18 protein-coding genes and 2 pseudogenes are annotated in these 18,992 nt (G+C 68.4%); 8 read left to right on the forward strand and 12 right to left on the reverse strand.

Annotated features, from left to right (window positions below):
- Window positions 1-6: 6 nt before the first annotated feature.
- Entirely contained in the window at window positions 7-1,542 is a 1,536-nt protein-coding gene (locus A5760_RS07570; protein WP_064879262.1) for a DUF4185 domain-containing protein, read from the reverse strand.
- An 801-nt stretch (window positions 1,543-2,343) separates the two neighbouring features.
- Here A5760_RS07570 and A5760_RS07575 point away from each other — a divergent pair.
- The 3 genes and pseudogenes from A5760_RS07575 to A5760_RS07585 form a co-directional block, all read left to right on the forward strand.
- Window positions 2,344-2,736 (forward strand): annotated as a pseudogene (locus tag A5760_RS07575) (thiolase domain-containing protein); the annotation flags it as partial.
- 40 nt (window positions 2,737-2,776) lie between these two features.
- Window positions 2,777-4,291, forward strand: coding sequence for a carotenoid oxygenase family protein (locus A5760_RS07580; protein ID WP_064879266.1), 1,515 nt, complete (start codon window positions 2,777-2,779; stop codon window positions 4,289-4,291).
- The gene (locus A5760_RS07585) at window positions 4,291-4,773 is read left to right on the forward strand and encodes a VOC family protein (RefSeq protein WP_064879268.1); all 483 of its coding nucleotides are present in this window, start codon (window positions 4,291-4,293) and stop codon (window positions 4,771-4,773) included. Before A5760_RS07580 ends, A5760_RS07585 begins: the two co-directional genes overlap by 1 nt.
- A gap of 4 nt (window positions 4,774-4,777) precedes the next feature.
- On the opposite strand, the gene A5760_RS07590 is transcribed toward A5760_RS07585, so the two are convergent.
- The 8 genes from A5760_RS07590 to A5760_RS07625 form a co-directional block, all read right to left on the reverse strand.
- Entirely contained in the window at window positions 4,778-5,212 is a 435-nt protein-coding gene (locus tag A5760_RS07590; RefSeq protein WP_064879271.1) for a hypothetical protein, read from the reverse strand.
- A gap of 67 nt (window positions 5,213-5,279) precedes the next feature.
- On the reverse strand, window positions 5,280-6,050 hold the full coding sequence (locus A5760_RS07595; protein ID WP_064879322.1) for a VOC family protein: 771 nt from the start codon (window positions 6,048-6,050) through the stop codon (window positions 5,280-5,282).
- An 88-nt stretch (window positions 6,051-6,138) separates the two neighbouring features.
- Entirely contained in the window at window positions 6,139-6,612 is a 474-nt protein-coding gene (locus A5760_RS07600) for an SRPBCC family protein (protein ID WP_064879273.1), read from the reverse strand.
- Window positions 6,613-6,615: 3 nt separating this feature from the next.
- Window positions 6,616-6,804 carry an antitoxin gene (locus tag A5760_RS07605; RefSeq protein ID WP_007777099.1) on the reverse strand — a complete coding sequence of 63 codons (189 nt, stop codon included), beginning with the start codon at window positions 6,802-6,804 and terminating at the stop codon, window positions 6,616-6,618.
- Between the two features lie 66 nt (window positions 6,805-6,870).
- Window positions 6,871-9,252: a cation-translocating P-type ATPase gene (locus A5760_RS07610; RefSeq protein WP_064879276.1), complete on the reverse strand. Its 2,382-nt coding sequence runs from the start codon at window positions 9,250-9,252 to the stop codon at window positions 6,871-6,873.
- A complete protein-coding gene (locus tag A5760_RS07615) occupies window positions 9,249-10,832 on the reverse strand; it encodes a serine hydrolase (RefSeq protein ID WP_064879278.1) in 1,584 nt (527 codons plus the stop codon). Before A5760_RS07615 ends, A5760_RS07610 begins: the two co-directional genes overlap by 4 nt.
- 39 nt (window positions 10,833-10,871) lie before the next feature.
- Window positions 10,872-11,981: an MBL fold metallo-hydrolase gene (locus A5760_RS07620; RefSeq protein WP_064879280.1), complete on the reverse strand. Its 1,110-nt coding sequence runs from the start codon at window positions 11,979-11,981 to the stop codon at window positions 10,872-10,874.
- A gap of 5 nt (window positions 11,982-11,986) precedes the next feature.
- Complete coding sequence (locus A5760_RS07625) at window positions 11,987-12,718, reverse strand: enoyl-CoA hydratase (protein ID WP_064879282.1); 732 nt, start codon at window positions 12,716-12,718, stop codon at window positions 11,987-11,989.
- A gap of 27 nt (window positions 12,719-12,745) precedes the next feature.
- Between A5760_RS07625 and A5760_RS07630 the strand changes: the two genes are divergently transcribed.
- The 3 genes from A5760_RS07630 to A5760_RS07640 are packed head-to-tail and all read left to right on the forward strand — an operon-like array spanning window position 12,746 to window position 16,351.
- On the forward strand, window positions 12,746-14,242 hold the full coding sequence (locus tag A5760_RS07630) for a carboxyl transferase domain-containing protein (protein ID WP_064879284.1): 1,497 nt from the start codon (window positions 12,746-12,748) through the stop codon (window positions 14,240-14,242).
- Window positions 14,243-14,286: 44 nt separating this feature from the next.
- The gene (prrA, locus tag A5760_RS07635) at window positions 14,287-14,997 is read left to right on the forward strand and encodes a two-component system response regulator PrrA (protein WP_007777113.1); all 711 of its coding nucleotides are present in this window, start codon (window positions 14,287-14,289) and stop codon (window positions 14,995-14,997) included.
- A 16-nt stretch (window positions 14,998-15,013) separates the two neighbouring features.
- Window positions 15,014-16,351, forward strand: a complete 1,338-nt coding sequence (locus A5760_RS07640) for a sensor histidine kinase (RefSeq protein ID WP_064879286.1) — start codon at window positions 15,014-15,016, stop codon at window positions 16,349-16,351.
- A 4-nt stretch (window positions 16,352-16,355) separates the two neighbouring features.
- Here the strand turns inward: A5760_RS07640 and A5760_RS07645 are convergent, their stop codons facing one another.
- The 3 genes and pseudogenes from A5760_RS07645 to A5760_RS07650 form a co-directional block, all read right to left on the reverse strand.
- On the reverse strand, window positions 16,356-16,835 hold the full coding sequence (locus A5760_RS07645) for a hypothetical protein (protein WP_064879288.1): 480 nt from the start codon (window positions 16,833-16,835) through the stop codon (window positions 16,356-16,358).
- A 29-nt stretch (window positions 16,836-16,864) separates the two neighbouring features.
- Window positions 16,865-16,945 (reverse strand): annotated as a pseudogene (locus A5760_RS27250) (hypothetical protein); the annotation flags it as partial.
- Between the two features lie 11 nt (window positions 16,946-16,956).
- Window positions 16,957-17,856: an OmpA family protein gene (locus A5760_RS07650; RefSeq protein ID WP_082279382.1), complete on the reverse strand. Its 900-nt coding sequence runs from the start codon at window positions 17,854-17,856 to the stop codon at window positions 16,957-16,959.
- Window positions 17,857-17,942: 86 nt separating this feature from the next.
- Between A5760_RS07650 and A5760_RS07655 the strand changes: the two genes are divergently transcribed.
- Window positions 17,943-18,206, forward strand: a complete 264-nt coding sequence (locus A5760_RS07655) for a DUF2630 family protein (protein WP_064879290.1) — start codon at window positions 17,943-17,945, stop codon at window positions 18,204-18,206.
- On the forward strand, window positions 18,203-18,992 hold a 790-nt coding region (locus A5760_RS07660), incomplete at its 3' end, for a phytoene desaturase family protein (protein ID WP_155764248.1). The genes A5760_RS07655 and A5760_RS07660, both read left to right, overlap by 4 nt.

Consider the following 18,992-nt stretch of genomic DNA (forward strand, 5'->3'; position numbering starts at 1 on the left):
ACGGTTTTACGGCAGCACGGTGTGCATCAGCATCACGTCGTATGCCGACCACAGCGACAGGTTGAAGTACAGGTCGCGTCCGGACGACCAGGGATGGATCATCGGCGCATAGATACCGCCGGGCATTTGGAACGAGGACACCAGCGGCTGCTCGGGACTCCAGGGCCCTTGCGGCGTCGGCGCGGTCCGTGCCACGACGTCGTTGCTGCCGCCGTCGGTGTAGAGCACCAGGTATTGCTTGAGATAACTGTTGTACTGGGCCGACATTTCGCCGACCGGCCCCGGGAAAATCGGTGTCGCCGCGCCGGGGTTGTTCGCCACCCAGTGACCGCCGTTGTCGCCGTTCCAGTACTGGTACTTGGTCAGGTCGGGCAGTTGATTCGGTGGGACGCGCGAGAGGAATGCCGCGCCGCCACGTCCCGACGGGGTGCCGAACTGGTAGAGGTAGCCGTCGTTCCCCTTCATGAACGCGCCCATCTGGAAGTTTTCATTTCCCGGCGTAAACCCAGCTCCCGGAATGGCATCCGGCGAGGCCGTGCGAACGGTGGTCGGGAAGATCCCCCAGTTCTGGCCGTTGTCGGTGGACCGGGCGATCGCCGAGTAGTTCGTCGACCATTCGCCGTCACGGCCCCACTGCCGGATGGACATGTAGCTCATGTACTGGGTTCTGCCCATCGACATCGCCGCGGTCGGGATGATGCCCGTCTCGTGCGCCGCCTTGTGGATGGTGTTGACGACCTGCTTCGAAAGCCCGGGCGCCCACACCGGCGAGCCGGAGTATCTGTCGTTCGGCACACCGTCGGCGATGTGAATTCCCTTGGACAGATCGTGGTCGTTGCTGCGGAACAGGGTGTTGTAGCGCCACTGCTGGCCGTGCACCTTGCAGTAGCCGAAGGTGTCACCGAAGGCCATCAGTACCTGACGGTTCGCGGGATCGCCGTTGTCCCAGGCAATTCCGAGGTCGGTGCCGGAGACGCTGAAACGTTGCAGGGTCTTGTTGGGGCCGTTCGGTCCGGTCACCCAGTCGACGAGCGAGGTCGGAGCCCCCGCGATCGAAGGGGGCGGCGGTCCCGGCTGTGGCTGCGGCTGCGGCATCGGTGCGGCGTTCGGGCGCAGCGGGTTGGCATTCGGCGGGACCGGGACCCCGGGCGGGGACGGATTGGGTCCGGGCGGCAACACTGCGGCTTGCGGGTACATCGGTGCGGAGGGGTCAGGTCCGGGCGTCGGCACCTCGGCTCGCGGATGCGCCGGTGCGGAGTACTGCCGGCCCGGAGCGGCCGGCTTGAGCAATGAAGAGATCAGCGGACCCAGCCGCGGTAGCGGCGCCTGGTCATTCGTGTGCGTGGGCCTGCGACCGACCGGCGGCTGGACGACCGGCTGGGGTGCGGGCATTGCCGGCGGCGCCGCGGGAGGATCGACGTTCGCCTCGGGCGCCCCGCACGGTGTGGCGTTTGCGATTGGCGCGGGCCCCACCACGAGGACGAATCCGATAGCGGCCACCGAAGCCATCGATAGCGACACACTTCGCAGAAACGCCGACATGTAGCACCTTTCGAGGGGTAGGACACCGCGTTGACGTCCTCTAGCTGGCCCATGTGACGATAGTGATTTGCGGGACAAATGTGACCAGTGATGAGCTGATAGGTATCCATCCGTGACCGTGTCGCAACGCGGCGATCCCGCCCACCGCACACCTTGCATGCGGTTAGCTCACGATCTATATGGGCAGCTGGGAAGCCTGGCTGACTTTGCCATAGCCGCGCCCACACTGGACTACCCAGCGCTCGGCGCGATGCCAGGATGGACCCCGGAACGGCCCCAGCGGGACCATGGGTGACCGTTCCGCCGAGGCCGGCTTGTCGTTACGGAGTGGGCACCTCCCCACTCGGTCCCGCGGCAGCGGCGCGGCGGTTGCGGCATCCCGCAGGGAGCGACATCGACTTTGCTGGACGGCCGCCGGAGCCGCCGCCGAGGGCCCCGCCAGCCGCCGATCCGTATTCGGTACGGGCGCACCACCTTGACGCAGCTCAGCCTCGCGCGCGCGGAGCCATCAAACACTCTGTTGCACACACGGAAAACAAGATTTGTCATTCGCCCGGCGCAGCGCGAAAGGCGTGTCACACTCAAACAGATTGGGTCAGCATGTTTGTCGACCGTCATCGGTGGCAATGATCCAACAGAGGCGAGTGCGTCGGCCGGCCTTCGCATTCGTCTAGGTCCCGTCGGTTCAGCCCGAGAGCCGACGGGGCCGCCCTTTTTGGGCCCTTTTCGCCGACCTCAAGCGGTCGCCCCGGGTCGCCGATAGGCCTCAACAACCCCGCCGTGCGGGAGTACCGTCGGCCTATGGACGGGTCGCCCGGCGGGTGGATTCTCGGCGGTTATCAAAGCGATTTCGCTCGCAACCTCACCAGAGAAGGTCGCGACTTCGCCGCGCTGACGGACGAGATCGTCGATGCCACCTCGACCACGACCGGGGTCGATGCGGCCGACATCGCGGTGGTGCACGTCGCCAACGCCTTCGGCGAGATGGTCGCGCGGCAGGGCCACCTCGGGGCGATGCGGGCCACGGTGTGCGACGGCCTCTGGGACACCCCGGCCTCGCGGCACGAAGCGGCGTGCGCCTCCGGCAGCGTGGCGGCGCTGTCAGCGATGGCCGATCTGCACTCGGGCGCCTACGACACCGTGCTGGTGGTGGGCGCCGAGCTGGAGAAGCCCGTCCCCGGCGACACCGCCGCCACGGTGAGTTTCGTCGTCAGCGCACCAAAGGCGAGTGACCATGGATGTTGAGATCGTCGGCAAGTTCCTGTCCACCCTGCCCGAAGACGACGACCACCCGTATCGCACCGGGCCGTGGCGTCCCCAGACCACCGAGTGGGACGCCGACGACCTGATCGCAGTCGAGGGTGAGATTCCCCGCGACCTGGACGGCGTCTACCTGCGCAACACCGAGAACCCGCTGCACCCGGCGTTGAAGACCTATCACCCGTTCGACGGCGACGGCATGGTGCACGTGGTCGGCTTCCGCGACGGAAAGGCCTTCTACCGCAACCGATTCATCCGCACCGACGGCTTCCTGGCCGAGAACGACGCGGGCGGGCCGCTGTGGCCGGGTCTGGCCGAGCCCGTGCAGCTGGCTCGGCGCGAGCAGGGCTGGGGCGCGCGCACGAAGATGAAGGACGCGTCGAGCACGGACGTCATCGTCCACCGCGGTATCGCACTGACCAGCTTCTACCAGTGCGGCGACCTGTACCGGATCGACCCGTACTCGGCCGGCACGCTGGGCAAGGAGTCCTGGAACGGCGGATTCCCGGCCGAATGGGGCGTGTCCGCACATCCCAAGGTAGACAACAGAACCGGTGAACTGCTGTTCTTCAACTACAGCAAGCAAGATCCGTACATGCACTACGGCGTGGTCGACGAGCGCAACGAGCTGGCGCACTATGTCGACATCCCGCTGCCCGGGCCGCGTCTCCCCCACGACATGGCGTTCACCGAAAACTACGCCATCCTCAACGATTTCCCGCTGTTCTGGGATCCCCAACTGCTCGAACACGACGTGCACCTGCCACGCTTCTATCCCGACATGCCGTCGCGGTTCGCGGTGATCCCCCGCCGCGGCGGCACCGGGGACATTCGCTGGTTCGAGGCCGCCCCGACGTTCGTGCTGCACTTCACCAACGCCTATGAGGACGGCGACGAGATCGTGCTCGACGGCTTTTTCGAAGGCGACCCGTCCCCGCTCGATACCGGTGGGACCAAGTGGGAGAAGCTGTTTCGCTTCCTCGCACTGGATCGCCTGCAGGCCCGGCTGCACCGGTGGCGCTTCAACATGGTCACCGGCGCGGTGCGAGAAGAGCGGCTCTCGGAGTCCATCACCGAGTTCGGCACCATCAACCCCGAGTGCGCCGGCGGCGCCTACCGCTACACCTACGCCGCCACCGGCAAGCCCGGCTGGTTCTTGTTCGACGGCCTGGTCAAACACGACCTGCGCACCGGGACCGAGGAAGGCTTCTGGTTCGGTGAGGGCGTCGTCGGAAGCGAGGCCGCGATGGCGCCGCGGGCGGGCGCCTCCGGTGAGGACGACGGCTACCTGGTCACCCTCACCACCGACATGAACACCGACGCCTCCTACTGCCTGGTGTTCGACGCCGCCCGGGTCGGCGACGGTCCGGTGTGCAAACTGCAACTGCCCGAACGTATTTCCAGCGGAACCCACTCGACGTGGGCGCCCGGCGCGCAACTGCGGCGCTGGGACACCGCCGACTCGGCCGCCGGCGCGATCGGGCTGTGATGAGCGCCGACAAGCCCCACCACACGACGCACTGGCCGCCGCAGCTGGCGCCGATCGGTGCCATCCGTTTCGCGCGCCGCTCCACCCATTTCGCTGAAACAGTGCAGTTCTACCGCGATCTGGTGGGGCTGCCGCTCTACGAGACGTTCGGGGACAGCTACGGAAGCAACGGCGCCATCTTCGGGTTGCCCAGCTGGAACCTCACCATGGAAATCGTGGAGGCCGTCGGCACCGTCGCGGTGGACCATCACGAACAGCTGTGTCTGTACTTTCCCGACCCACAGGCGCAGCACGCCGCCCTGGCGCGCCTGCGGGAGGCGGGCGTCGAGCCCGTCGAACAGCACCCCTATTGGGAGGCCACGGGCGCGGTCACCTTCCGCGACCCGGATGGACGTGAAATCGTGTTCGCGCCCTTCGTATTCGGGGTGAACGAGCCCGAGAACAGCGCCGCGTCGGGGACGCACGAATTTCCGTCGGCCTGACGCTTCAGCGGCCGGACCGCCCGGAAGCCGCCGCGGCGATGACGGCCACCAGCGAGCACGCCACCGCGCAGACCGCTGCGCTCGCGCCGACGTACAGCCCGTATTCGGCCGACACCGGCGGGTTGACGTTGAGCTTGTAGTACCACACCGTCAGCGCCACGATCAACAGCGAAATCAGCAGCGCAGCAACCGATGCGAGCTTCACCGACAGCCCACGACCCATCATCGCGCCGACCACCAGCAGCGTCGAAGCCAACAGCACGATGAGCTGGCCCGCACCGAAACCCCGGGGCAGTTCCAGGTTGCCGTGAGCGCCGCCGATGGCGTTGGCCCAGCCCCCGCCGTTGACGGTCGTCCGCAGCCACGGCAGCCATGCGCTGGCCGACACCACGACGGCGAAAAACGCCACCAGCCAACCGGGGCGCAGTCGGCGAGTCATGGTAGCGAGATTAACGGACTCTCACACCGGGCCGCGTGAGCGAGCGGGAGGCTCGCCGTACGAGAGGCTACGTCTGCAGCGAGGACAGGTTGAAGACCGCGCCCGTCGGGTCGCCCGCGGCGGCCAGCCGTCCGTACGGGGTGTCCTCGGCGTCGCGCACCACGATGCCGCCGTTGTCGGCGATCACCCGCAACGTCTTGTCCACGTCCTCGGCGCCGAAGAAGATCGCCCAGTTCGACTGGATGTCCTGCGGCAGGAACGCGGCGCCGTCCATCACGCCGAGCAATTGCTCGTCACCGAATCGCGCCGTGCTGTACCGGAATTCGTCGGTGTCGGACACTGTTTCGGTCTGCCATCCCAGGACATCGCGGTAGAAGTCGAGGGCCGCGCCGTAGCCGCGTGTGGTCAGCTGGTGCCACACCGGGGCACCCGCCGCCCCGATGAGCTCGAAGCCGCGGTGTTCCAGCGGCTGCCAAAGCCCGAAGACCGCGCCGGCGGGGTCGGTCGCGACAGCCATGTGGCCCTTGGCGGGCACCTCCATCGCCATGCACACCGCACCACCGGCCCCGGTTGCCGCGGCGGCGGTGGCGTCGATGTCGGCGGTGTGGAAGTAGGTGGCCCAGTGGTCGGGCGACCCGGCTTCGGGCCGGTTGGCCATGATGCCGGCCACCGGGTGGCCGTCCTTGGCGGCATTGACGTAGCCGCCGTACTCGGGTCCGGCGGACGCGAAGGTCCAGCCGAAGACCGCGCCGTAGAACTGCTGGGCGCGGGCGACGTCGGACGTGGTCAGGTCGATCCAGCATGGGGCGCCCAGCGGGGCGGAGTCGCGGATGGGCACGGTGACCTCCTGGTGGTGTCCTGGCCCCGAGGGAAAGGGCTTCACACTATCGACTGCTGCCCAGCCTAAAACTCATCGGCGCCCGCGGTCAGCGATGAGGCCCACCGTCTCCGTTCGTGCTCGGGTCGGCGCCGGTGAACACCGTGACGAAGTTCTCCAGCGATTGGTTGATGTCGCCGCGCAGGGCGGCGGCGACGATCATGCCGATGGGGCCGAACAGGGCCGGGCCGCCCAGGTGCACGTCGAAGCTGACGGTGGCGCCGTCGTCCTTGGGCGCGATCTTGGCCATCAGCTTGACCTTGACCCCGCCGACGCCGTCGCCGTTGAGCGTCATGCCCTCGGGCGGCTTGTAGCGCACGACCGTCCATTTGATCCGGCTGTACATGCCCTTGACCTCGACGATGGACTCGACGATCGTGCCCTTTTCGATCTCGTCGGGCAGGGTGCTGCGCCACACCCGGTGAATCGTCAGCCAGTCCTTGTACCGGGACAGGTCGGAGGCGTGCTGCCAGGCCACCTCTGGTGGCAGCGGCACATCGATGGATCCGGAAAGCTTCGCCATTGCTCAGTTCTGCTGGTCGCCGGTGTCCGCGGCGCCGGTGGCCTTCTTGGCCTGTTCCTGCACCTGGTGGATGGTGTCGGTGTACTTGCCCTGCGTCTTGTCGTCGACGAACTCGCCGGCCTTGTCGATCGCCATTTCGACCTTGTCGGCGTTCTGCGACAACAGGTCTTTTGCCTTGTCCAGGAATCCCATGCGCCCTCCCTTTTCCCGGCATCGTACTTGGCCGGCGACGGCGCATTGCGGGGGAGTTCGGCGCGCTCAGCGCCACAACCGCGGCTGCACGCCCAGCACTTTGGCGCGGATCCACCACGTGGCCTCGATGGCGGCCGCACCCAGCGCCCCGACCCCCAGCGCGGTCGAGGTCACCGCCACATTGGACGGGTCGAGCAGGAACTCCTTGCGCGCCAGCGGCAGGCTGAAAATCACGACATAGGCCAGGCCCGAAGCGATTACCAGCGCCACCCGCCACCACTCGTAGGGGCGGGCCACCACGGCCAGCACCCACAGCGCGGTCATCAGCAACGTGATCAGGGCCGCGGTGGACGCCTGATCCTGTTGGACGAAGGTGGCGTGGCGGCCGTGATAGGCCAGCAGGTAGGAGGCGAACGTCGCGGTGCCGACGATCAGCCCGGAGGGCAGCGCGGACGTGAGGACCCGGCGCACGAAACCAGGATGGGCGCGTTCGTTGTTGGGCGCCAGCGACAGGATGAACGACGGTATGCCGATGGTGAACCAGGCCGCGACGGTGACGTGGATGGGCTGGAACGGGTACAGCAGCGGGTCGGCTTTCAGCGGTTTGGAGAGCAGGCATTCGATGCCCACCAGCAACGCCAGCAGCACCGAGTACACCGTCTTGGTCAGGAACAGGTTGGCGACGCGCTCGATGTTGCCGATCACCCGGCGCCCCTCTCCGACGACATAGGGCAGCGTGGCGAACCTGTTGTCCAGCAGGACGATCTGCGCAACCGCGCGCGCCGCGGGGCTGCCGGCGCCCATCGCGACACCTATGTCGGCGTCCTTGAGGGCCAGCACATCGTTGACGCCGTCGCCGGTCATCGCGACGGTGTGCCCGTGTGATTGCAGGGCGTGCACCATGGCGCGTTTCTGGTCCGGCCGCACCCGCCCGAAGGTGGTGTGGGTGTCCAGCGCGTCGGCCAATTGCGCGGGCTCGGTCGGTAATTGGCGCGCGTCCATCGTCTCCCCGCGCAGCCCGAGCTTGCCCGCGACGGCGCCGACCGAGACGGCGTTGTCCCCGGACAGCACCTTGACCGAAACACCCTGTTCGGCAAAGTATTCCAGCGTCTCGCGCGCGTCCGGACGCACCTTCTGCTCGAGGACCACCAGGGCGGCGGGGGTGACGCGGCCCGGCGCGTCGGGGTGATCGACGGCGACGTCACCGGCGCCGACCAGTAGCACCCGCAACCCCTGCGCCCCGATCCGCTCGGCCTGTTCGGCGGCCGCCGAGGCCGGCTCGAGCAACACATCCGGCGCCCCCATCACCCAATTGCCATGGCCGTCGAATGAGACGCCGCTCCATTTGGTGGCCGACTTGAAAGGCGCTGTCGCGGTGACGGTCCAGCCGGGCGCGTCGTGGTAGGTCTCGGCGATGGCCCGCATGCTCGCGTTGGGTCGCGGGTCGGCGGCGGCCAACGAGGCCAGCACGTCGGCGATCCGCTTCCCCGGCGCGCCGAGTTCGTCCACGGTCGCCACCCGCATGCCGCTTTCGGTCAGGGTGCCCGTCTTGTCCGCGCAGACCACGTCGACGCGCGCGAGCCCCTCGATGGCGGGCAGCTCCTGCACCAGGCACCGGCGCTGACCGAGCCGGACCACCCCGACCGCGAACGCGACCGACGTCAGCAACACCAGCCCTTCGGGGACCATCGGCACCAGTGCGCCGACCGTGCGCAGCACGGCCTCTCGCCAGTCGGCGCGCGTGGTGAACAGCTGGGTGTAGATGGTGAGCAGACCCGCTGGCACCAAAAGGTAGGTGATGAACTGCAAGATGCGGTTAATGCCGTTGCGCAGTTCGGATTTCACCAGGGTGAACTTGCTGGCCTCCTCGGCGAACTTGCTGGCGTAGGCGTCCGGCCCCACCTTGGTGGCGCGGTAGGCGCCGCTGCCCGCGACCACGAAACTGCCCGACATCACCGCGTCGCCGACGGCCTTGGCGATCGGGTCAGCCTCACCGGTCAGCAGCGACTCGTCCACTTCCAGGTTCGCCTCCTCGACGATCTCGCCGTCGACGACGACCTGATCGCCGGGGCCCAGCTCGATGATGTCGTCGAGCACCACCTCGGCGGGCGGCACCGCCCGGGTTCCGGATTGCCTGCGCACCAAGGGTTTCGCCTGCCCCACGATGGCGAGCTTGTCGAGTGTCCGCTTGGCCCGGATCTCCTGGACCATGCCGACGACACTGTTGGCGATGATCAACAGCCCGAACATCCCGTTGATCACCGAGCCCGTCGCGAGCACGATCAGCAGCAGCACCCCCAGGATCGCGTTGATCCGGGTGAAGACGTTGGCCCGGACGATGGCGGTGATGCTGCGCGTGGCGCGTTCCCGTACCGCGTTGCTCTTGCCGTCGGCCACGCGCTGCGCGGCGTCGGCGTCGGTCAGACCGGCGGCGGGAGCGAGCGTCATCGTGTGAAGGTCCCCAGCTTGTTCGAGTCGTAATACTCCAGGTTCAGGGTGTTGCCCGCGAAAACAGCCTTGGAAATCGTTCCGGGTGGGGCGTTTTCGTCGGCCAGCGGGAAGGTGAAGGTGTCACCGTCCCAGTGCGTGAGGGTGGCCGTCCGGTTTTTCGGCCCCATCGCGAGTTGCAGCGCGCCGTCGTGTTCGGTCACCACGGCGGGTCCCCAGTAATCGCTGGCGTAGCTGCCGGCGTAGTCGCCGAGCGGTCGGGCCGGGACTGGGCTGGCCGGCGGCTGCTTGCCGACCAGCGAGCCAACCGGATTGTTCAGCCAGCCGATCGCCTTCTTGTACAAGGAGCCCCAGTCCTCGCGGATCTGACCGTACTGGACGAGGTCCATGAATTCGGCGGTCAGCGTTTCCGGGATGCCGTAGGGCGCGGCGTTGGTCAGCGCGATGATGCCCAAATCCTCAGACGGCAGCACCACGAAATTGGTCGCCGCACCCAAATCGAAAGCGCCGGAATGGCTGTACTCGGTGCGCCCCGAGGAATCCACCGAGGAGTTGAAGCCGTATCCGTAGAAACCGGTGCGCGCTTGCGGTGTTTTGGCGGGCGATGACACCATCTGCGGGCTGGTGGCGGGCAGCAAGGCTTCCGGCGACGTGATCCGCCGGCCGTTGTAAGTTCCGTTGCCCAGCAACATCAACAGCCAGCGCGCCATGTCGTTCACCGATGAACTCACGCCGCCCGCCGGCGACTGGGGATCGGGGTCGCGCTGGAAACGGGCCTGCCACTTGTCGTCGATCTTGATGTGGTTGACCGCGTGGTTGGGCCGGGCGCTGAAGTCGGCGAACCGCGAACTGGTCGATGTCATTCCCAGCGGGCGGTAAAGCACCTCGTCGGACAGGTCCTCCCACGGCTTGCCCGCCGCGGCCGCCACCGCCTCGGCACCGGCGGTGATCCCATAGTTGGTGTAGGCGTAGCTGATTCGGAACGGATCCAGCGGCAGGTACTTGAGCCGCTCCAGCGATTGTCGACGGTCGTAGCCCAGGTCTTCCAGCTTGTCACCGGCGTGGTCCGGCAGTCCGGAGCGGTGCGAGTACAGGTCGGCGACGGTCACATGGCTGGTGACGTAGGGATCGATGAGCGTGAACCACGAGAGCTTGGACGCGACGGGCGTGTCCCAGGCGACGACGTTGTCGCTGACCTCGTGTGCGATTACCGTCGCGCCGACGGATTTGGATACCGACGCCAACTGGAAGACGGTGTCGGCGTCAACCCTGTTGTCCTGACCGTGCCCCTTGTTCACGTCCTTGATGCCGAAGCCTTTGGCGTACAACACCTTCCCGCCGTGCACAATGGCCACCGCCATTCCCGGGATGCCGGTGCTTTTCATCAGGTCGCTGACCAGACCGTCGACCTTGGCGACGGCCTCATCGACGCGGCCGGCGGGTATCGACACGCCGGAGACCTGGTTGGGCGGGGCGCCCGACACTGTGGAAGGCGGACCGGCTGTCGGCTGTGCGGAGCCGCAGCCCGCCAACCCGAGCAGCGTCGCGGCGAATGCGGCCGCGGCCGCACGTGTGGTCATGCGCGAACCCTAACGCGGTGCCATGCGCGCCGCGTCAATCTACAGCCGCCACCAGGGGTCGGATTTCTCCAGCACCGCGGGATCGATGCGTTGACCGGGCAGCGGCACCGCCACGTCCACCCGCTCGGGCGCGGCGGCGGCCAGCAGGCGCTCAACCGGTTCCGCCCACGGGTGCGGGGCCAACCGGAAAGTGCCCCAATGGATCGGGACCAGCAGCCCGCCGTCGGTGACGTCCAGGTGCGCCCGCACCGCCTCCTCGGGGTTCATGTGCACGTCGGGCCACGCCGTGTTGTAGGCCCCGATGGGCAGCAGGGTCACGTCGAACGGCCCGTGATCGGCGCCGATCTGCGCGAAGCTCTTGGTGTAGCCGGTGTCGCCCCCGAAATACGCGCGTTGCGTCGGCCCTACGAAGGCCCACGACGCCCACAGCGTCGTATTGCGGTCCAGGAAGCGTCCCGAGAAGTGCCGCGCCGGCACGCACACCACCGTCAGCTCGTCGACCTTGGCGCTCTGATGCCAGTCGAGCTCGACGATGCGGTGCTCGGGGATGCCCCACCTGCGCAGGTGGGCCCCGATGCCGAGCGGCACGAAAAACGGGGCCCGCTGGGTGCGGGCCAGCGCCATCACCGTGTCGACGTCGAGGTGGTCGTAATGGTCGTGGCTGATCACCACCGCATCGACGGCGGGCAGCGCCTCGAGCTGGATCGGCGGCGGATGCAGCCGCTGCGGGCCGACGACGTCCGACGGCGAACACCGGTCGCTCCACACTGGATCGGTGAGCACCCGGTAACCGTCGATCTCCAGCAGCGCTGTGGAATGGCCGAACCAGCTGACGGCCAGCCGGCTCGGGTCGGCGTCGAGAATCCCCGGCGACGCCAGCGGGATCGGCCCCTTCGGCCGGCTGCCGCCCCGGTTCCCGATCAGCTCCCACGCGACGAGCCGCAGTTGCTCGCGGTCCATCTTGGTTCCGGAGGCCGGCTCGAGGTTGACGAAGACGCCGTCGCGATGGTGCGGCGACCCGGCCGTCACCGCCGCAATCGAGGCGGGGTGGGCGCCGAGCGCGTCGGGCGCGCCGTGCAGCGCCCGCACCAGCCAGCCACCGGCCGCCAGCGACGCCGTACCGGCGACCAGTCGTAGCGTCCCCCGCATATTTGTCAGGCCCCCTGGAACTTCGGCGGTCGTTTCTCGATCCGGGCGACCTGCGCTTCGACGACGTCCTGGCTGCTCCAGGCCTTGTCGAAGAGCTCCTTGTGCACCGGCCCGGCCTCTTCGATGGCGCCGTCGTCGTTGAGCACCCGCTTGGCGTGCTGGATCGCCAGCGGCGCCAGGCCGGCGATCTCGGCGGCCCAGGCCTGCGCGTCGGCCAGTGTCCCGATGCGGTTGGCCATCCCGGTCTGCAGCGCCACGTCGGCGGTCAGCTTCTCCGCGGTGAGCAGCATCGCGCGTGCGCGGCCGTGGCCGACGAGCGAGGACAGTCGCCGGATACTCCAGTTATCCAGGGCCAGACCGTATTTCGAGGTCGGGAACTGGAAGAACGCGTCGGGCGCGGCGACCCGCAGATCACATTGCATGGCCAGCTGCAGGCCGGCGCCGATGGCCGGCCCGTTGATGGCCCCGATCACCGGGATCAGCGTGGCATCGAGCACCTTGTGCAGCTCGATGAGCCGGTCGGGGTAGTCGGCGGCGAAGGCGTCACCGCTGAGGTCCGCGCCGGCGCAGAACACCGTGCCCTGACCCGTCAGCACGATCGCGCGGGTGGAGCCGTCTCCCGCCTTCAGCACGGCCTCGCGCAGCTCCTCGACCAGCTGGGAGTTCAAGGCGTTACGGCGCTCGGGGCGCCGCAGCTCGATGGTCATAACGGCTTCGGCCTGGGTAACACCGATCATGGCAGCCACCCTATATAGCCTCGTCACGTGAGTCGTATTACGGCTGGTCAACTCCGCGATGCGGTGCTGGACGAAAATTCCTTCATCCGCTGGGACAGCGAACCGCTCGCGGTGCCGGTCAGCGCGTCCTACGCCGAAGAGCTGGCCGGCGCCCGGGAAGCGACGGGCCTGGACGAATCGGTGCTTACCGGCGAGGGGCGCGTCTTCGGGCGCCGGGTCGCCGTGGTGGTCTGCGAGTTCGGCTTCCTGGGTGGGTCGATCGGGGTGGCCGCGGCCGAGAGGATCACCGTCGCCGTGCAGCGGGCGACGGCCGAGGGCCTGCCGCTGCTGGCGTCGCCCAGCTCCGGCGGCACCCGCATGCAAGAGGGCACGGTCGCGTTTCTGCAGATGGTGAAGATCGCCGCGGCCGTCCGGCTGCACAAACAGGCGCACCTGCCCTACCTGGTGTATCTGCGCAATCCGACCACCGGCGGGGTGTTCGCGTCCTGGGGTTCGCTCGGTCATGTGACGGTCGCCGAGCCGGGCGCGCTGATCGGCTTTCTCGGGCCGCGCGTGTACCAGTTGCTCTACGGCGAACCCTTCCCCGAGGGCGTGCAGACCGCGGAGAACCTGCAGCGACACGGTGTGATCGACGGCGTCGTCCGCCTCGATGAGCTGCGCCGGACGCTCGACCGGGCCATGACCGTCATCGCCGACGCTCCCGAGCCGCTGCCCGCACCGGCGCCACCCGAACCGACGCCCGACGTCGCCGCGTGGGACTCGGTGGTGGCGTCGCGACGGCCCGACCGGCCCGGGGTGGGGCTGTTGCTGCGGCACGGCGCCACCGATCGGGTGCTGCTGTCCGGGACCGGCCAGGGAGAGGCCGCCACCACGCTGTTGGCGCTGGCCCGATTCGCCGGCCAGCCCGTGGTGGTGCTAGGCCAGCAGCGGCTGACGGGCGGCTTGGTGGGGCCCGCCTCGCTGCGCGAGGCCCGGCGCGGCATGGCGTTGGCCGCCGAGCTGCGTCTGCCGCTGGTGCTGGTGATCGACACCGCGGGGCCGGCCCTGTCGGCCGAGGCCGAACAGGGCGGGCTGGCCGGGCAGATCGCGCAGTGCCTGGCCGAGCTGGTGACGCTGGATACCCCGACGGTGTCGGTGCTGCTGGGCCAGGGCAGCGGCGGGCCGGCGCTGGCGATGGTGCCCGCCGATCGGGTGCTCGCCGCGCTGCACGGCTGGCTGGCTCCGCTGCCGCCGGAGGGCGCCAGCGCGATCGTCTTCCGCGACACGCAGCACGCCGCCGAACTCGCCGCGGCGCAAGGCATTCGATCGGTTGATCTGCTGAAGTCCGGGATCGTCGACGCGATCGTGCCGGAGCATCCCGATGCCGCCGACGAGCCGGTCGAGTTCGCGCAGCGATTGTCCCGCGCCATCGCCGCCGAGGTGCAGGCGCTGCGCGAGCTCTCCGCCGCCGAGCGGCTGGCCGCCCGGTTGCGGCGTTACCGCAACATCGGATTGCCCGAGCACCGTCGCGACACCGCCGGATAAGACAGCGGCCAACCTCCCACAGCCATAGCCGGCAATCAGGCAAAATGGGCGGCATGGACACTGGAGCTAGCTCACCGCGCGTCTTGGTCGTCGACGACGATTCAGATGTGCTTGCGTCGCTCGAACGCGGTCTGCGGCTGTCCGGATTCGAGGTGTCGACGGCGGTCGACGGCGCCGAGGCGTTGCGCAGCGCCACCGAGACGCGCCCGGACGCGATCGTGCTCGACATCAACATGCCCGTGCTGGACGGCGTCAGCGTCGTCACGGCGCTGCGGGCCATGGACAACGACGTCCCGGTCTGCGTGCTGTCCGCCCGCAGCTCGGTCGACGATCGCGTCGCGGGCCTGGAGGCCGGAGCCGATGACTACCTGGTCAAACCCTTCGTGCTGGCCGAGCTGGTCGCGCGGGTCAAGGCGCTGCTGCGCCGCCGCGGCGCCACCGCCACGTCCTCCTCGGAAACCATCACGGTCGGGCCGCTGGAAGTGGACATCCCGGGCCGGCGTGCCCGGGTCAACGGCGTCGACGTCGACCTGACCAAGCGGGAATTCGACCTGCTGGCGGTGCTGGCCGAGCACAAGACGGCGGTGTTGTCCCGCGCGCAGCTGCTCGAGCTGGTGTGGGGTTACGACTTCGCCGCCGATACCAATGTCGTCGACGTGTTCATCGGATACCTGCGCCGCAAGCTGGAGGCGAACGGTGGCCCCCGGCTGCTGCACACGGTCCGCGGAGTGGGATTCGTACTGCGCATGCAGTAGCCAGGTCGACCGGCCCATGAAGTTCCTGTCCCGGATTCTGACCCGTACGCCATCGCTACGGGCCCGGGTCGCGGTCGCCACTGCCATCGGCACCGCCATCGTGGTGGTCATCGCGGGAGCGGTCGTGTGGTTCGGCATCACCAGCGCCTGGAAGGATCGCCTGGATCGCCGTCTGGACGAGGCGGCCGGTTTCGCCATCCCCTTCCTGCCGCGTGGCCTCGACGACATCCCGCGTGCCCCCAACGATCAGGACACCGTGATCACCGTCCGGCGCGACGGCCACGTCAAGTCCAACTCGGATGTCACGCTGCCGCCGCTGGACGTGGGCTATGCCGACACCTACATCAACGGGGTGCGCTATCGCGTCCGAACCTTAGAGATCGCCACGCCGCAGCCGGCGACGGTGGCGGTGGGCGCGACGTATTACGACACGATCGCCCAAACCAACAACCTGCATCGCCGGGTGATCCTGATCTGCGCGCTGGCGATCGGCGCGGCAGCGGTATTCGCTTGGCTGCTCGCGAGTTTCGCGGTGCGACCGTTCAAACGTCTGGCCCAGCAAGCCCGCTCGGTCGACGCCGACGAGCGGCCGCAGGTGGCGGTGCGCGGCGCCAGCGAGGCCGTCGAGATCGCCGAAGCCATGCGCGGCATGCTGCAGCGCATCTGGACCGAGCAGGACCGAACCAAGGACGCGCTCGCGTCGGCCCGCGACTTCGCCGCCGTGTCCTCGCACGAACTGCGCACCCCCCTGACCGCGATGCGCACCAACCTCGAAGTGCTGTCCACCCTGGACATGCCCGACGAACAGCGCAAAGAGGTGCTGGGCGACGTCATCCGCACCCAGTCGCGGATCGAGGCCACCCTGACCGCCCTCGAGCGGCTGGCCCAGGGCGAACTGTCGACGTCCGACGATCACGTGCCCGTCGACATCACCGAGCTGCTCGACCGCGCCGCCCACGACGCCACCCGGATCTACCCCGGGGTCGACGTTTCGCTGGTGCCCTCACCCACCTGCATCATCGTCGGGTTGCCGGCCGGGTTGCGCCTCACCGTCGACAACGCGATCGCCAACGCCGTCAAACATGGCGGCGCCACCCAGGTGCAGCTGTCGGCGGTCAGCTCGCGCGCCGGTGTGGAGATCGCCATCGACGACAACGGCGGCGGCGTGCCCGAGGATGAGCGCCGGGTGGTGTTCGACCGGTTTTCCCGCGGATCGACGGCCTCCCATTCCGGGTCGGGGCTGGGCTTGGCGCTGGTTGCCCAGCAGGCCCAGCTGCACGGTGGGACGGCGGCGCTGGAGAACAGCCCGCTGGGTGGCGCGCGGCTGGTGCTGCGGCTCCCGGGCCCGAGCTAGCGCTCTATCGCCGCCGCGGGTTGTCCGGGCTGTCCCGCCAGGGCGTGAAACCCGCTTGCTGCGCGGACTTCTCGTCGCTGAACCAGACCTCGGCCGCGGTCGCGTCGTAGCTCGGATCGTCGGGCGTGAAGTACACCTTGCCGTCCGCACGGGCTTTGATCAGGTATCCCGCCGGCCCCCGGCCGTCGGGATGGGCGTCGGCGGAGCCCGGGCCGTACGGCGCCCGCGGCGACGGCGGAATCTTGGTGGTCGGCGACTCCTTGGCGATCGGGATCTTCGTGGTGCGCCGTTCGGTGACCGGAATTTTCGCGGTGCGCTTCTCGGTGACCGGGATCGTGGTGGTGGCGGGTTCGGGCGCCGCCCGCTTGCTCGGTGACTTCGACACCGGCGCTTGGCTTTTGACGGGAGTCATCATCAGCGTGAGCGTCAGCACCAACCCGAGAGCGAAGGACAGGCCGAAAAGCCACCAGTGCACGTGACTCATCGCCGGGCCCCCTTCCCCGGGCGGTTGAGCAGCGTGGCGATCACCCAGGCAACGGCCGAGCCCGCCGCGAACGCGAGCAGGTACCACAACCACTGGATGACGAAGTCCACGCCGAATCTCCTTAGCTGAGTACGATTTCGACCCGGCGGTTCTGGGCCCGCCCGTCGTCCGTGCCATTGGGGGCGACCGGATTGGCCGAGCCGAAACCGTTGGTGCTCAAGCGGTCACCGGGCACGCCCTGGGCTTCCAAGAACCCGGCGACGGCTTGCGCGCGTTCTTCGCTCAAGGGAACGTTCAGGCTCGTATTGCCGGTGTTGTCGGCGTAGCCGTTGATCGCCGCATGCGCGTTCGGGCACGCCTTGAGTTTGTCGGCGACACGGGTCAGGACCTGCTCGTCGGACGCGGTCAGACTGTCGACATTCGACTCGAAGGTAAGAGCGCCGTCGGTCAGGGTGTTGATCGACGATTGCAGGTTGGTGCACGACGCGGCGGTGGGCGGCGGGGACGCCGCCGGTGCGTTAACAACAAGATTGTCAACGACATTCAGGGTGGACCAGATGCGCTTCGCGTCGGTCTCGATCCTAGTCTTCTGCTCTGGCGATGCCGCGGTGCCCGCCAGCGTGATCGTGTCGCCACCGACCGTGAGGGCGAAGTCGGCGATCGACGCGCTGTCGGAGAAGACCGGCTTGGCCTTGGCGAAATCGAGTGCGTCGACGGCGGGATCGATGCGGATCTGGTCGACGATGTCGAGGCCGGTAGGCAGTGCCCCGGTCAGCACCTTCAGCAACGCCGCTTTGGCGGACTCGTCGGGGAAGTCTCCGGTCAGGGTGACGCTGTTGCCGTTGCGGACCATGGAGAACGCCGCCAACGAAAACTTCGGCGCACCAGCGCTGGTCGACGTCGCCGAGGACACGCGACCGGACGGGGATCGCGCCGACACTTCGTAGCCGATTGCGGCTATCAGAAGCGGAATGACCAGCAGGGCGATCAGCCAGACCAGGCCGCGCCGTTTGATGCTCACGACGGCCCTCCCTCATGTCGCCCCCGTTTGCCAGGCGATATGCAGCCTACCGATTCACCCCCTCCCGAGTCGGGCACACTGGAGCGATGGCGAACGGCAGTAAACCGACCGACAAAGACACCCTGGCAGTCATCCGTGACCTGGTCGCCGAGGAGAAAACCCTGCGGGCCCAACTGCAGCGCGGGGACATCGACACGTCGGAGGAACATGACCGCCTCCGGCGGGTGGAGGTCGAGCTCGACCAGTGCTGGGACCTGCTGCGGCAGCGCCGGGCACTGCGCGAGACCGGCGCCGACCCACGAGAGGCGGAGGTGCGGCCGCCCGACGAGGTCGAGGGCTACCTGAGCTGAGCGACCACGCGACCGATGTCGACGCCTTAGTCATCGGAGGCGGCCACAACGGCCTCGTCGCGGCCGCCTATCTGGCCCGCGCGGGGCTGCGGGTGCGCCTGTTGGAACGGCTGGACCGCACCGGCGGCGCCGCCGTTTCGGCGCAGGCCTTCGACGGTGTCGGCGTTCGGGTATCGCGCTACTCCTATCTGGTCAGCCTGCTGCCCGCGCGCATCGTCGAGGATCTGGGCGCCGACGTGCGGCTGGCCCGGCGGCCGTTTTCGTCGTACACACCCGACCCCGCGACCGGCGGCCGCGGCGGGTTGCTGATCGGATCGTCCGGTGACACCTTCGCCGCCATCGGGGCGGCCGGGGATGCGCGGGGGTTCGCCGACTTCTACCAACGCTGCCGGCTGGTGACCGAACCGCTGTGGCCGACGTTGCTCGAACCGCTGCGCACCCGCGAAGACGCCCGTCGGCGGGTGACGGAACGCGGCGATCGCCGCGCGGCGGCCGCGTGGCAGGCCGTGGTCGAAGACCCGATCGGATACGCCATCGCCGACGCGGTGCGCAACGACGTGGTGCGCGGGGTGGTCGCGACCGACGCGTTGATCGGCACGTTCGCCCGCCTCGATGACGCATCGCTGACGCAGAATGTCTGCTTCCTGTATCACGTGCTCGGCGGGGGCACCGGAGACTGGGACGTCCCGATCGGCGGCATGGGCGCCGTGACCACGGCCCTGGCCGCGGCCGCCACGCGTAACGGCGCCGAAATCACCACCGGCGCTGAGGTTTACGCCGTCAATC

The organism is Mycobacterium colombiense (genome assembly GCF_001665835.1).
GTDB classification, from domain to species: Bacteria; Actinomycetota; Actinomycetes; order Mycobacteriales; family Mycobacteriaceae; genus Mycobacterium; species Mycobacterium colombiense_A.

Excerpts from the sequence above, each read along its gene's own strand:
- A5760_RS07625 (WP_064879282.1), bottom strand. The coding sequence starts at position 12,718 with ATGATCGGTGTTACCCAGGCCGAAGCCGTTATGACCATCGAGCTGCGG.
- A5760_RS07655 (WP_064879290.1), top strand. The coding sequence starts at position 17,943 with ATGGCGAACGGCAGTAAACCGACCGACAAAGACACCCTGGCAGTCATC.
- A5760_RS07600 (WP_064879273.1), bottom strand. The coding sequence starts at position 6,612 with ATGGCGAAGCTTTCCGGATCCATCGATGTGCCGCTGCCACCAGAGGTG.
- A5760_RS07590 (WP_064879271.1), bottom strand. The coding sequence starts at position 5,212 with ATGACTCGCCGACTGCGCCCCGGTTGGCTGGTGGCGTTTTTCGCCGTC.
- A5760_RS07645 (WP_064879288.1), bottom strand. The coding sequence starts at position 16,835 with ATGAGTCACGTGCACTGGTGGCTTTTCGGCCTGTCCTTCGCTCTCGGG.
- prrA (WP_007777113.1), top strand. The coding sequence starts at position 14,287 with ATGGGCGGCATGGACACTGGAGCTAGCTCACCGCGCGTCTTGGTCGTC.
- A5760_RS07640 (WP_064879286.1), top strand. The coding sequence starts at position 15,014 with ATGAAGTTCCTGTCCCGGATTCTGACCCGTACGCCATCGCTACGGGCC.
- A5760_RS07605 (WP_007777099.1), bottom strand. The coding sequence starts at position 6,804 with ATGGGATTCCTGGACAAGGCAAAAGACCTGTTGTCGCAGAACGCCGAC.
- A5760_RS07615 (WP_064879278.1), bottom strand. The coding sequence starts at position 10,832 with ATGACCACACGTGCGGCCGCGGCCGCATTCGCCGCGACGCTGCTCGGG.
- A5760_RS07585 (WP_064879268.1), top strand. The coding sequence starts at position 4,291 with ATGAGCGCCGACAAGCCCCACCACACGACGCACTGGCCGCCGCAGCTG.
- A5760_RS07620 (WP_064879280.1), bottom strand. The coding sequence starts at position 11,981 with ATGCGGGGGACGCTACGACTGGTCGCCGGTACGGCGTCGCTGGCGGCC.
- A5760_RS07610 (WP_064879276.1), bottom strand. The coding sequence starts at position 9,252 with ATGACGCTCGCTCCCGCCGCCGGTCTGACCGACGCCGACGCCGCGCAG.
- A5760_RS07570 (WP_064879262.1), bottom strand. The coding sequence starts at position 1,542 with ATGTCGGCGTTTCTGCGAAGTGTGTCGCTATCGATGGCTTCGGTGGCC.
- A5760_RS07580 (WP_064879266.1), top strand. The coding sequence starts at position 2,777 with ATGGATGTTGAGATCGTCGGCAAGTTCCTGTCCACCCTGCCCGAAGAC.